The organism is Bosea vaviloviae (assembly GCF_001741865.1).
GTDB classification, from domain to species: Bacteria; Pseudomonadota; Alphaproteobacteria; order Rhizobiales; family Beijerinckiaceae; genus Allobosea; species Allobosea vaviloviae.
Window position 1 is genome coordinate 3,001,014 of record NZ_CP017147.1, and the last position, 13,244, is coordinate 3,014,257.

General features: G+C 61.6%; 13 protein-coding genes. 6 read left to right on the plus strand and 7 right to left on the minus strand.

The window, feature by feature from the left end; all coding sequences use genetic code 11:
* Window positions 1-20: 20 nt before the first annotated feature.
* Entirely contained in the window at window positions 21-659 is a 639-nt protein-coding gene (locus BHK69_RS13800) for a TetR/AcrR family transcriptional regulator (protein WP_069690603.1), read from the plus strand.
* A gap of 108 nt (window positions 660-767) precedes the next feature.
* A complete protein-coding gene (locus BHK69_RS13805; RefSeq protein WP_069690604.1) occupies window positions 768-1,601 on the plus strand; it encodes an oxidoreductase in 834 nt (277 codons plus the stop codon).
* A 10-nt stretch (window positions 1,602-1,611) separates the two neighbouring features.
* Here BHK69_RS13805 and BHK69_RS31995 read toward each other — a convergent pair whose 3' ends face one another.
* From BHK69_RS31995 to BHK69_RS13820, 6 genes are all read right to left on the minus strand, one after another.
* Complete coding sequence (locus BHK69_RS31995) at window positions 1,612-1,812, minus strand: hypothetical protein (RefSeq protein WP_148663407.1); 201 nt, start codon at window positions 1,810-1,812, stop codon at window positions 1,612-1,614.
* A 55-nt stretch (window positions 1,813-1,867) separates the two neighbouring features.
* Complete coding sequence (locus BHK69_RS32000) at window positions 1,868-2,155, minus strand: hypothetical protein (protein ID WP_148663408.1); 288 nt, start codon at window positions 2,153-2,155, stop codon at window positions 1,868-1,870.
* A 314-nt stretch (window positions 2,156-2,469) separates the two neighbouring features.
* Entirely contained in the window at window positions 2,470-2,769 is a 300-nt protein-coding gene (locus tag BHK69_RS13810; RefSeq protein WP_148663409.1) for an RHS repeat-associated core domain-containing protein, read from the minus strand.
* A gap of 819 nt (window positions 2,770-3,588) precedes the next feature.
* Complete coding sequence (locus BHK69_RS13815) at window positions 3,589-4,677, minus strand: RHS repeat-associated core domain-containing protein (RefSeq protein ID WP_158516207.1); 1,089 nt, start codon at window positions 4,675-4,677, stop codon at window positions 3,589-3,591.
* A 108-nt stretch (window positions 4,678-4,785) separates the two neighbouring features.
* Complete coding sequence (locus BHK69_RS32005; protein WP_148663410.1) at window positions 4,786-5,157, minus strand: hypothetical protein; 372 nt, start codon at window positions 5,155-5,157, stop codon at window positions 4,786-4,788.
* 1 nt (window position 5,158) lies between these two features.
* On the minus strand, window positions 5,159-9,523 hold the full coding sequence (locus BHK69_RS13820; RefSeq protein WP_069690607.1) for an RHS repeat-associated core domain-containing protein: 4,365 nt from the start codon (window positions 9,521-9,523) through the stop codon (window positions 5,159-5,161).
* A 504-nt stretch (window positions 9,524-10,027) separates the two neighbouring features.
* Between BHK69_RS13820 and BHK69_RS13825 the strand changes: the two genes are divergently transcribed.
* Genes BHK69_RS13825 through BHK69_RS13840 form a run of 4 tightly spaced genes read left to right on the plus strand, consistent with a single transcriptional unit; the run spans window position 10,028 to window position 12,278 of the window.
* Complete coding sequence (locus BHK69_RS13825; protein WP_069693641.1) at window positions 10,028-10,639, plus strand: glutathione S-transferase family protein; 612 nt, start codon at window positions 10,028-10,030, stop codon at window positions 10,637-10,639.
* Complete coding sequence (locus BHK69_RS13830; RefSeq protein ID WP_069690608.1) at window positions 10,640-11,140, plus strand: hypothetical protein; 501 nt, start codon at window positions 10,640-10,642, stop codon at window positions 11,138-11,140.
* On the plus strand, window positions 11,137-11,610 hold the full coding sequence (locus BHK69_RS32010) for a hypothetical protein (RefSeq protein WP_069690609.1): 474 nt from the start codon (window positions 11,137-11,139) through the stop codon (window positions 11,608-11,610). The genes BHK69_RS13830 and BHK69_RS32010 overlap by 4 nt, the downstream gene beginning before the upstream one ends.
* Before the next feature lie 14 nt (window positions 11,611-11,624).
* On the plus strand, window positions 11,625-12,278 hold the full coding sequence (locus BHK69_RS13840) for a uracil-DNA glycosylase family protein (protein ID WP_425285568.1): 654 nt from the start codon (window positions 11,625-11,627) through the stop codon (window positions 12,276-12,278).
* Between the two features lie 258 nt (window positions 12,279-12,536).
* Here BHK69_RS13840 and BHK69_RS13845 read toward each other — a convergent pair whose 3' ends face one another.
* Window positions 12,537-12,944 (minus strand): porin family protein, encoded by a 408-nt coding sequence (locus tag BHK69_RS13845; protein WP_069690610.1) that lies wholly within the window; start codon window positions 12,942-12,944, stop codon window positions 12,537-12,539.
* Window positions 12,945-13,244 lie beyond the last annotated feature (300 nt).

Genomic DNA, 13,244 nt, shown 5'->3' on the forward strand with positions numbered 1-13,244 from the left:
TCTAATTATGGAGATCGGCAATGCGGGTCAGTCGTGTTCAGGCGCAGGAAAACCGGCAAGCGGTGATCGATGCGGCAAGTCGGCTTTTCCGGGAGCATGGATTTGACGGCATCGGCCTGAAGGATCTGATGGCCGGTGCCGGGCTGACGCAGGGCGCCTTCTACAAGCAGTTCGAATCCAAGGACGACCTGGCCGCGCAGGCCTCCAGGCGCGCCTTGGAGAGCGCCTTGGGCAGATGGTCGGCCGCTGCCGGGGCCAACCCTGAAGACCCGCTATCGGCCGTGGTCGAATTCTATCTCAGCATGGGTCATTGCGCCGAGAAGACGGATGGCTGCCCGGTCGTCGCGCTGGGTTCCGATGCCGCCAGGCAGGGCCCCGACGTGAAGGCGTCATTCGAGGCCGGGATCAAGGACTATCTCGACATGATGGCTGGCTGGGTCGGCAAGCCGGCCGACGACAAGTCGACCGACGACAAGCTGGCCGAGGGCGGCGAGCCGGACGGCAAGGCCATGGCCATTCTCTCGACGATGGTCGGAGCGGTGCTCCTCGCACGCGCCGTCAACGACGAGCAGATGTCGAAGCGGTTCCTGCAGGCTGCTGCCGAGAGCGTGCTGCCGCAATCGTCCACGGGCGCCGCACAGCCGGGACGGCGCCAATGACGATGTCTTGGGTTAAGGCGCGCAGCGCAATTGCCGCAATCCCTGAGAGTCCATTTTGGAAATTTCAGCCCTCATCCTGAGGAGCCTGGCCTGAAAGAGACGATTTCCATGAACACAATCAGTCCCGGCGTCGCCGTGGTGACGGGGGCATCCTCCGGCATCGGCTGCGCGACGGCCAAAGCCTTGCAGGGTGCGGGTTATCGCGTCTTCGGAACCAGCCGTGGTGCAGCCTCCGAAAGCCTCGCAGCCTCCGATAACCTCGAGGGCGTCACCATGCTGGCCTGCGACGTGACCGATGACGAGTCCGTGGCGAAGCTGATCAATGAGGTGCTGGCCAGGGCCGGACGCATCGACCTGCTGGTCAACAATGCCGGCATCGGGCTGCTCGGCGGCGCGGAGGAATCCTCGATCGCGCAGGCGCAGGCGCTGTTTGATGTGAACGTCTTCGGTGTCCTGCGCGTCACCAACGCCGTGCTGCCGGTGATGCGCCGTCAAAGGCTGGGCAGGATCGTCAATCTGAGTTCGCTGCTGGGCCTGATTCCGGCGCCTTATTCGGCGCTCTATGCGGCCACCAAACATGCCGTTGAAGGCTATTCCGAATCGCTCGACCACGAGCTGCGCGGATTTGGTATTCGGGTCGTGCTGGTCGAGCCGGCCTATACAAGGACGTCGTTTGAAGAGAATCTCGTCAGGCCCGACCGGCTATTGGAGATCTACGACGCTGCGCGGGACGGCATGAACACGATCATGCGGACAGCGATCGAAGCCGGCGATCAGCCTGAGGTCGTCGCAAGGACGATCCTCGAAGCCGCGACCGCTTCTGCTCCGAAGCGGCGCTATGCGGCGGGAAAAATGGCGCGCCAGGTCAGCTTGCTGCGCCGTTTCGTCCCCGAATTCGCCTTCGACAAAAGCCTGCGCAAGCAGAACGGGTTGTCGGCCTGATGGCGGGCCTTCAGCCATTTTTGCGCAAGGACATGGCTTGAAGATCGACATCATCGGCGCCGCTTTGGCGCGAAAGCTTGCGGCCGGCGGCCCAGACCAGAGCCTGGCTGGCATTGGTCATCCGGACCGGCCGGTCGAGATGGTCGGCGTGGACGAACAAGGTCGTCGGTGTACAGCGTTCCGCCGACGCTCGCCTGCGACAGGCACTCAACCACGCTCCAGTTGCACTCATCATTTGACGATGCATTGTAAACTGCATTTAAATACTACTTTAAAGACAATTCACTAGATCTCCACTTAGACAAAGTGCCGTATAATTTTATGCGATCAGTTTCTATCAGATACGATATACGTTTTTCAATCATATCGAAAAATTCTGAGTTTGTATTACTAAATTTCTCGCCAACTAAATATATTATCATAGCTGTTTTCAAAGATTCTTTAGAAAGAAACGAAATAATTGCCTCATCCAAATCTGCATCACTAACCATTGTCATTGACTCCAATGCATTTATCTCAATCGATGGCATTTCCGCCACAGCGTTCGCTGACATGACCTTTTGCGCATCCAGCTATAGTTCGGTGACCACCTGTAACTCGACGATCTCGCATATAAGGCGGCTTGCTTAGCTCATTTTGACAAACACGCTCGGCGATTTCCCATTCTCTCCTACAATCCGGCGTATCTTCTCTCCGTGGACCAGAGCTTCCGCCTCCACCGCCAAAGGTCCGTCGACAGAAATCGTAGATCTGTTGGGCAACAATCGCGTCGGCGCCAGCTGCTGCTCCAATGGCCGCGATACCCGTAGGAGTGACGAGGGCACCCGCAAACAGCCCCTTCCGATCGGTCAGCATCATCGGCGATCCGTTAAGCATAGACGGAAGGGCCATCGACGTTACCGAGCGGGTCGGTCTGGAGGTATCGCCCGGTGGTTGGGTCGTAGGTACGGTGCCAGTTATAGTGCAGGCCGGTCTCGAGCTGGAACCATTGCCCGGGGAAGCGGGCGTCGAGCGTGGCGGCGCCGGTGATCGAGACGACCTCGCCATAGGGCTTGTAGACGGCGTCCCAGACCAGGGCCTGGCTGGCATTGGTCATTCGGACCGGCCGGTCGAGATGGTCGGCATGGACGAACAAGGTCGTCGGTGTCGCCGTATCGACATCGGCCACCACCGCCAGCGGGATCGCGCGTTGGGCAATGCCGCGCCTGGGCCCGTTCAGCGAAGGCAGTTGCGCGCGGGCTGACGGGTCGTTGTCGTTCTCGGCCGAGCCGAGCTTGCCGGAGGGGCCTGACGCCGCGTTGTCGTTGGCGGGACGCTGCGTTGGGCCTGTGTCGGAGCCGAGGTCGTCGACCTCGAGCCAGACATACTCCCGGATCGTCGCTCCAGAGGCCGGCCTGCTGCGTTGTGCGAAAAACGCCAGGCCGACGCGCCTTGCGTATCGGTGACGATGTTGCCCGCCCCGTCATGGCCGCGAGGGACTACGCAAGCCATGTCGGGAGCATGAGGGGGTGAGCCAATTGGGCGGCACGAGCCCAGCGAGATCGGACCAGCAGGCCTAGGCAAGGAGGGCTGCGAGTGCGACCCAAACGGGTCTGTCGTCCAGCTCCGCGACAACGCAATGGAGATTAGAATAGATCAAAACAAATAATTCTGTAAAATTATAGTCAATCAACCTTTCTAGCAATGGACGATTCCGTGAATGTAAAAATCATCTGAGCGACTCCCGGTCGTCTCAAATTCACAAGCTTCAAATGGCCAGATCTGCCAGTTGACTCCATAAATGTATCAAATTCCACCTCATTCTCAGAGTGCTTTATGTTCGATATAACATACTCTTCACCGTCAACGTGGTCGAATCCCTTAATTTTCAGAGTCCCGCCTGACATCGATATGACATACTCAGATCGGGCATCATCATCCTCCGATCTCCAGCGACCAAGAAGAGGATTCGGGAAATTAAGATGTATCAAGTCAGCCATTTTTATCTCTACTTTTTATCTCTAGATTCATCGAATCCAGGGGGTTTCTGCTTGCTGATTTGCTTGCCCGTTTGAGGATCTTTTACGATAACTTTATTTGGGTCGCTTGGATCGGGGCGCATGTGCTTGAAGGGGTTTTTGGTACCATAAATGCTGCCAGCATAATTACGTTCACCTTTACCCATGCAGAAGTCGATGATCTGCTTGGCCGCCAGCGCACCTAATCCCGCTACTGCGCCAACAGCGACCGCGCCGGCAGGCGTCGCAGCAAGTACAGGCAGCACGAATAGCCCCTCTTGATCGGTCCACATCATTGGCGATCCGCTGGCGTATGCATAGACGGAAGGCCCATCGACGTTACCGAGCGGGTCGGTCTGGAGGTATCGTCCTGTTGTTGGGTCGTATGTGCGGTGCCAGTTGTAGTGCAGGCCGGTCTCAAGCTGGAACCACTGGCCGGGGAAGCGGGCGTCGAGCGTGGCTGCACCGGTGATCGAGACGACCTCGCCATAGGGCTTGTAGACGGCGTCCCAGACCAGGGCCTGGCTGGCATTGGTCATCCGGACCGGCCGGTCGAGATGGTCGGCATGGACGAACAAGGTCGTCGGGCTGGCGGTGTCGACATCGGCCACCACCGCCAGCGGGACCGCGCGCTGGGCAATGCCGCGCCTGGGCCCGTTCAGCGAAGGCAGCTGCGTGCGCGCTGACGGGTCATTGTCGTTCTCAGCCGAGCCGAGCTTGGAGCCCGACGCCGCATTGTCGTTGGCCGGCCGCGAGGTCGGGCCTGTGTCGGAGCCGAGGTCGTCGACCTCGAGCCAGACATATTCCCGGATCGTCGCGCCAGAGGCCGCATTCGCCTCCGCCAGGAGATGGCCGGCGGTGTCGTAGATCAGATGCGTCGTGCCAGACGGCGTCGTGTTGGTCACCGCCCGGATCGCCAGCCGCTCCAGCCCGTCATAGGTGTAGGCGCCCTTCAGCGTTCCACCCACGCTCGCCTGCGACAGACGCCCCGCCGCGTTGTGCGTGAAGGTCCAGGCCGCGCTGCCGCGCGTATCGGTTGCGATGTTGCCCGCCCCGTCATGGCCGAAGGTCCGCGTCACCGTTCCATCCGTCGTAACCTGCACGATCCGGTTCGAGGTCGCCTCATAGCCATCACCCGATCGATCTCGTGCAAAGCCGCCCGCCGCCAACATGCCGATAATAGTAACTTAAAGCGGCCTTTCTGCATAGAACGAATATATAAACAGAAGCGCGTTCTTTTCGGAGTCTGTCAATTTTAAATCATCTTCATTTTGTGCCAAACGAAACTTCCGATCGAGTCCCAACATCTCATTGTAAATGGCCACCGGGAGCGGCGCTAAAGAATCTACGAAGCAATCGACAGATCCAGTCCCCATTTTTCCAAGGCCAGTTGTTCTGTCAATCTGGACATATTTCTGATTTGTGACAGTTCTGGACTCAATATATTTTTCATTAAGCCCAGTTACCAAACAAATCAAACTGGCGTCATTGCTTGTTTTAGCGTGAAATATGTCGCCAACAACAATTCTATCAAGTAATTTTCTTTGACTGTTCGACATTTTATTTTCCTATCAGATACGGCGCTAGAATCTTGACTTGATCTGATCCGGAATCATCCTCTATACCGAGAATCTTTACGGCGCATGGTCTGCAGACAATTCTGTCGCCGATACAATGCGTCCCGCTCATACCACGTGATCCTCCACTGCGGCAGTCGCCGCCTGTACACCGCAGGGCTCCACTACTACTCGCTAACCCCTCGCGATCGGTCAGCATCATTGGCGATCCGCTTGCGTAAGCATAGACGCTCGGGCCATCGACGTTACCGAGGGGGTCGGTCTGGAGGTATCGTCCTGTTGTTGGGTCGTAATGGCGGTGCCAGTTATAGTGCAGGCCGGTCTCGAGCTGGAACCATTGTCCGGGGAAGCGGGCGTCGAGCGTGGCAGCGCCGGTGATCGAGACGACCTCGCCATAGGGCTTGTAGACGGCGTCCCAGACCAGGGCCTGGCTGGCATTGGTCATCCGGACCGGCCGGTCGAGATGGTCGGCATGGACGAACAAGGTCGTCGGTGTCGCCGTATCGACATCGGCCACCACCGCCAGCGGGATCGCGCGTTGGGCAATGCCGCGCCTGGGCCCGTTCAGCGAAGGCAGTTGCGCGCGGGCTGACGGGTCGTTGTCGTTCTCGGCCGAGCCGAGCTTGCCGGAGGGGCCTGACGCCGCGTTGTCGTTGGCGGGACGCTGCGTTGGGCCTGTGTCGGAGCCGAGGTCGTCGACCTCGAGCCAGACATATTCCCGGATCGTCGCGCCAGAGGCCGCATTCGCCTCAGCCAGGAGATGGCCGGCGGTGTCGTAGATCAGATGCGTCGTGCCAGACGGCGTCGTGTTGGTCACAGCCCGGATCGCCAGCCGCTCCAGCCCGTCATAGGTGTAGGCGCCCTTGACGCTGCCGCCCACGCTCGCCTGCGACAAACGACCCGCCGCGTTGTGCGTGAAGCTCCAGGCCGAGGCGCCTTGCGTGTCGGTGATGAGGTTGCCCGCCCCGTCATGGCCGAAGGTCCGCGTCACCGTTCCATTCGTCTCGACCTGCACGATCCGGTTCGAGGTCGCCTCATAGCCCGTCACCTTCGTCGTCGTGGTGGCGCCCTGCGTCAGGATCTCATGCGTCCGGTTGCCGCCCGCGCCATAATAATAGGTCAGATCGCCCCACACACCCGTCGCGTTCTGCAGGCGCCGCGCCGGCGAATAATAGAAGCCCTGATGCGGCGGCGGCGAGACGTCGTCGTAATTGTAGATATTGGTCAGGTTCAGGCCATTATCGGTGCGGTCATGGAAGCGCTTGATCGTCGCCACGCTGGTCGCCGTGTTCTCGACCAGGAGCAGGTTGAGCTGGTCGTCGGCGGTGAAGGTGCGCCACAGGCTCAAGCCGTTGCCATAGCTCAGCGACTGCAGGTCCCCAAAAGGCTGGTAGGCGACGCCCGACGCCAGCACCGCGCTCGCCGCCGCCGCGTTTTGCTTCGTCGTGACGCCGCCGACCCGGCCCGTCGCGTCGCGGACGACAGCGACGATGCGGCCCGAGGGATAGGTGATCTGCGTCACCTTGTCGGCGAGGTTGTAGGCGTAAGCAACGACATAGCTCTTGCCGGCGATGACCCGGGTTTCCGAGGTGACGTTGCCGCGCGCGTCATAAACCCAAGCCGTCGTGCCGGAGGCGTCGCTCATCCCGGTCAAGCGGCCCTTGCCCTTGTTGCCGCCGGTGACGTCGTCATAGCTCCAGGTCACGTTCAGCCCCGTCGCTGACGGGAAGGAGCGCGCGGTGATGCGCCCGGCATTGTCGAAAGCCTGGTTCATCACCACGCCGCGGCCATCGGTCTTCTGCGTGATCAGGCCGCGCGCGTCGCGCTGGTAGACAACCGTGCCGCTATCGGGAGAAGCTGCCTGGATCACCTCGCCAAAACCGTTGCGCACATAAGCCGTGGTGACGTTGCGGGCATCCTTGTAGGAGGTGATGACATCGACGCCGTTGCGCGTCACCTCGACCTTCTGGCTCTCCTCATCCGTCTCGCTGATCAATCGGTTCAGCGCGTCAAAGCCGTAATTGTACAGGTTCGAGCGCGGATCGGTCACCGCGACCAGATTGTCCGTCCGGTCATAGCCGAACTGCCAGGTGCTGCTGCCCGCGCCGATCGCGCGCAGGAGCCGGCCAAGCTCGTCAAAGGTCTGCGTGCGCGCGAAGCTCGTGCTCGCATCGGCCTTCTTGCGCGTGATCGAGGTCGCCCCGCCCATCGCGTCGCGGACATAATTGGTGGTCTCGCCCGCATTGTTCGTCACCGTCGTCAGCCGGCGCGCATCGTCATAGCTGAAGGACTGCCAGCTGCTATCGGCCTGCGTGATCTTGGTGACCTGGCCGGCGCCGTCATAGACGATCGTCGTGACCGCGGCGGAGCCGGTCGAATCCGCGGTCACCGTCAGGAGGCGGCCGCGCCCGTCATAGCCCAGCGCCGTCTTCACCCCATTGGCATCGGTCACCAGCGTCGGCTGGCCCCGGTCATTGACCGTGTCGACCGTCGTGACCTGCCCGAGCTCGTTCGTGACCGTCTGAACGAAGCCCTGCGCGTCGTAGGTGTAGGAGACCGTGTCGCCCGTTCCCGCCAGCGGCCCGTCCACCGAAGCGAGCAAGCCTGTCGTCCCGTAAGTATACGCCCAGACCCGCATCTGCCCGCCGGTCGCGTACGGCACCGTCTGCGTCGTCGTGTCCGTCAACGTCCGCGAGGTCAATTGACCCGACGCGTTCCAGACATAGTCCGTCGTCAGGCCGGGGTCGACAACCTGGGAGGGCACACGCCAGGTCGCGTTCCAGGTGATGGTCGAGGTTGCAGCCGAAGCGGTTCCCGAGCCCCGTGTGATCGAGGTCGGCTGGCCGATCGTGTCGTTGACATAGGTTGTCACCCGCCCTTCGGCATCCGTCACCGAGGCCATGAAGTCGTTCGCATCATAGCTGCGGGTCGTGTTCGACAGAGGGCAGTTGGTCGAGGGCTGCCCGACCAGCGAGGAGACCAGCTTGTTGCCCTGGCTCGTGGTCGAATAGGTGATCACCTCCTGCTTGCCGAGCGGATTGGTGACCGTCGTCGTGCCCGAGCCATAGCTGAAGCTGTACTGATCGACGCTGCCGGCATGGACGCTGGAGGTCGCGCGCCCCTGCGCATCATAGCCCCAGGTCGCGTAGCGAATGCCGCGCTCGTCGGTCGTGCCGGTCAGCGCGAATTTATTGTTCGTATCCTCATAGTGATAGGTGATGGTCTCGTTGTTCTGCGGCGGGAAGATCACCTTCTCCAGAACCACCGTGCCCTTCGCCACGTCAGCGGGCACGCCGCCGGGATAATAGGGCGCCAGCAAAGCCGTGTCCGTGCGCGCCAGATACTCGTATCTGACCACCGTTGCGCCGTTGACCTTCACCTCGCTGAGATGCGCCTGGGCGTCATAGACGAAACTCATCGCCCGGCCGCGATTATCCGTCACGCCCGTGTTCACCCCAGCAGCGTCATAGACCAGCGTCTGAACATAGCCGCCGATCCTGCGGATGCTAAGTAACCGTCCGCTGGTGCCATCGAAGACATAAATGACGCCATCCGCAGTGGTCAGCTCAAACTGCGTCCCGGTTTTGGACAAACTTTCCCGGACACCCTTGCGACCGGCGGAAAAAAACGTTCCCGACGAGTCCACATAAGCTGGGCTCCAGATGTCGCCGGACGTGTTGTAGAAAACCAGCTCCTGGCCGTCGGGAAACGTGATGTTGGCGTTGGCCTGGCTCCCGCTGAACCTGAAAACTGCTTCGAAATTCGACCTCCAGCCGCGGCCCAAGGCGCCAAAGCGTGATGATTTCAGCCGCCGGATGCCATTCTGCGAATAGAAGCGCTCAAGCCGAAAATCGTCGCTCCCGCCAAAGGAGAAATCGACATACTCCTCGCGCTTGAAGCCACTGAGACCATCGATCGGGTTGCCGCGACATTGCCGTTCGTTTTCAGGAATGGGGCGTTTGCAACTGTCGTCGATGCGAATTTCAGGTGCATCGCAAACCAGATCGGCTCCCCCACCTCGATAGCCGATATAGCCAAGCCCAGGGGAATAGGTCAGGTAAAAATGCGCGCTGATGTAGCCGTTGAATTGCTCGCAGCCAGTAAACAAGTTGGCGTCGTTGCCATGGATCGCCTTGGCCTGCGCAATACCCAGTGAACAGCCGTCGCTGCCCGAGAGGATTACACCCCCGCTGAGATAAGTCTCCCAATGCTCGGCGCGGGATGGCGGCGCATTCAAAATGCTGAGCGCCACGATCAGTCCCACGCCGACCAGGAGGTTGCGAAAGCCTCTGGCGCCGCTGCGCAGCGGGCCGGTCAGCCAATGTCCCATCAGATTGCGAACACGCATACTTGGCTCCGGCGCGGCTGAAATCGACAAGACGAAGTCCGCGAAAAATTGCGGGACTACGAATTTAAAATACGTAGAATTGGATATACTAGCCAGAACTACAGATAACTTGCGGTGTATCCATAAAACTTCTCGGCATTGTACCTCAGTGTATCCGATAAAATTGTGCGGAACACAGAAAGTCGTCCAATAATGACCATTAAAAACAACCGATGCGTGTGATGTCAACGCTTGTAGTGAGGCAATGCGCGTAATTTTATATGCAGCATGCGCATGAGCGGGCCGTGCAGAAAGCGCTTGTCACAGAATGCGCGCCAGCGCGTTTTCGAGCGAAGTGGATACCGGTTCGCGTGAAGAAAATCCGTCAAAACAAAAAGCCGAGGCCCGCTTTCACGCGTCGCCCATGATCGCCATCGCCAAACATCGATCATGAAATGGCGTCATCCTGTTGACCGCTAAGGCCTCGCCATGGTCGGGTCGGCCCGCAAAAGGGAGGGGTCTTCGATGAAGCTCTATGATGGCGGGCGGGCGCCCAATCCACGGCGGGTGCGGATCTTCTTCGCCGAGAAGGGCATAGCCCTGCCCGAGCTGGTGCCGGTGGATATCGCCAAGAGGGAGCATAGAAGCGAAAGCTTCACGCGCCTCAACCCGCTGCAGCGGCTGCCGGTGCTCGAACTCGACGACGGCACCGCGCTCGCCGAGACCATTGCGATCTGCCGCTATATCGAGAGCCTCCACCCGCAACCGCCGCTGTTCGGGGTCGATCCGAAGCAGCAGGCGCTGGCCGAGATGTGGAATCGCCGGGTCGAGCTCGGCCTGTTCAACAGCGTCTCCGCCGTCTTCCGCCACAGCCACCCCTCCATGGCGGAGCTGGAAGAGCAAGTTCCCGAATGGGCCGAGGCCAATCGCGAGCAGATCGAGGACCATCTCTGGATCCTCGAGCTCCAGCTTGCCGGCAACCGCTTCGTCTGCGGTGAAAACCTGACCGTGGCGGACATCACGGCCGGCATCGCGATCGATTTCATGAAGCCCTCGCGTATTTCGCTGCCCGAGGATTTCGTCCATATCCGCCGCTGGCACGCCGAAATCTCGGCTCGCCCGAGTTGGAAGGCCTGAATGCGCGCGATTGTCGTCTCGGGGTTGGCAGGGTTGGCGCTGGCAACATTGGCGCTGGCATCTCTGGCGCTGGTATCACCGGTTTCCGCCGCCGAGCGACTGAGCGGCGAGGCGATCAAGCGCGCCTTCGAGGGCAACACGGTCAGCGGCCGCTATACCAATGGCGGCTTCTTCACCGAATATCATGACACGGATGGCCGCGCGCTTGGCCATAATGGCTGGCAGCCCAACAAGGACGCCTGCTGGATCACCAAGGAGGATCAGGTCTGCTATTATTACGGCCCGCCGACCGACCGCACGGTGCATTGCTTCACGGTCGAGGCCACCGAGAAGCTCTATGTGCTGCGCAACGTCTCCAACGGCCAGATCAATGCCTTTGCGACGGTCGAACTCGGCAATCCGCGCAAGCACAGCGACAATGGCGCGCCCTGGTATTGCGACGGGTTGATCTCGCGCGCGCCGGCCCTGCCGATGTCGCGGCGCAGGTTCGCGTCCCGATGATGCGGCGGCTCGCCTGCGCTGTCCTGGCTGTGGCCTTGTCGATTCCAGCCGGTGCCGTCGGCCATGCCGCCGAGCGCCTGAGCGGCGACGCCATCCGCAAGGCCTTCGAGGGCAATACGGTGAGCGGCCGCTATTCCAACAACAACCTGCCCTTCAGCGAGTTCCACCACCCCGATGGCCGCGCCAGCGGCCACAATCGCAATGTCGCCAATACGGATGCCTGCTGGATCACCACGGCGGATGCGGTCTGCTACTATTATGGACCGACCGAGACGCGCCGGACCTATTGCTTCACGGTGGAGCTGAGCGGCCGGCTCTATGTGCTGCGCAGCCGGTCGAGCGGGCGCATCAACGGCGTCGCCACCATCGAGCCCGGGGATCCGCATGGCTTCAGTGCCGGGGCCGCGCAATGGACCTGCGACGGGCTGATTTCGCGCGCGCCCGGCCGGTCCCACGTGGCGCGACGGTGACACTTGGCGCGACGGTGAGCCTGGCGGAGCCGCTCGACGCGGTGCTGCGGGATCTGCGCGCCTGCCGGATCTGCCGCGACGCGCCGCTTTATCCACCGCCTTTGCCGCATGAGCCGCGCCCGGTCATCCAGGCGAGCGCGACGGCGCGGCTCTGCATCGCCGGGCAAGCGCCGGGCACGCGCGTCCATGCCAGCGGCAGGCCCTTCACCGATCCCTCCGGCGTTCGCTTGCGCAACTGGCTCGGGCTCGACGAGGCCGTCTTCTACGATGAGGAGAGGGTCGCGATCGTGCCGATGGGACATTGCTTCCCCGGTCTCGACGCCAAGGGCGGCGACCGTCCGCCGCGCCGCGAATGCGCGCCGCATTGGCGCAGCCTAGTCCTCGCGGCGCTGCCGGAGATCGAGCTGGTGCTGGCGATCGGTCGCTATGCCCAGGCCTGGCATCTGGGGCCGAGCCAGGGTGCCACGCTGTCCCAGACGATGGCGAGCTGGCGCGAGATCCTGGAGCGGCCGGTCATGCCGCGCGTGCTGCCTTTGCCGCATCCCTCCTGGCGCAACAATGCCTGGCTGACGCGCAACCCCTGGTTCGAGGCGGAACTGGTGCCGGTCCTGCGCGCCGAGATCGCGCGGCTGGTCTCTAAGAGTTATACTGACGGCCTTCAGCGCTGAGCGCTGGCGTTAGTCTCCGCCGTCATTCCGGGACATGGCGTCAGCCAATGACGCGAAAGAATATGGGCCCGGAACCCAGAACCGCTGTGTGTCGTCGTGAAGCGAGCCGGCTCCCAGTGCCTTCTCAAGCAGCGGCATCGGTTCTGGGTTCCGGGCTCGATCCTTCGGATCGCCCCGGAATGACGGCGGAGTCTCAGCCATAAGTCAGCGTCAAAGGCCGCTGGTAATAGAGCAGGATGCGTCGGTGTCCCCGCCAGCTCAGCGATAGCCGTAAGTGTAGCCGTCGAGCCCGCGGTCGACGCGGCCCCTGGCCTGGATGACGGTGCTGACCGGGCCCAGGGTCGTCTGGTCGCGGGTTTCGAGACGCACGCCGGCCTGTGCCGCCGAGCCGGTCCGGCCACCCGTGCGGACGCCGTATTCGACGGCGACCGAGCCGCCGAGACGCACGCAGGCCGTGCTGCCTTCCATGCGCACGAAGCCCGGGCCGTATTCGGGGCAGGGGCGGGCGGTCGTGGCGGGTTTCCAGGGCGTCGCCTTGGTGGTCGTCTTGCTTTGCCCGGGAATCGGCTCGCCGATGACCTGCGCCATGGCGGGACCAGCCGCGACCGCGAGCGTCGCGAATGTAAGGAATCGGATCAGCACGGTCGGGACCTTCGAATGCGCCATGCGACGATGGTAACGACAGAATTCCGGCGAAGCCATGGCCGCGGGCCTTGGGCGAGACAGTTTGGACATGTGAGCCCTGGCCGCCCACCCCGTCATTGCGAGGAGCGTGAGCGACGAAGCAATCCAGGAGGGCTCGCTCTACGCCTCCCCGGATTGCTTCGCTGCGCTCGCAATGACGGCTTGGGCGTTATGGACAGGGCTCCAGCGCCCTTCTGAACCATCCTTCGAGACGCCGCTTATGCGGCTCCTCAGGATGAGGGCACGCGGAGTTTCCAAGCCGGCGTCCAAGGAAAAACCCCG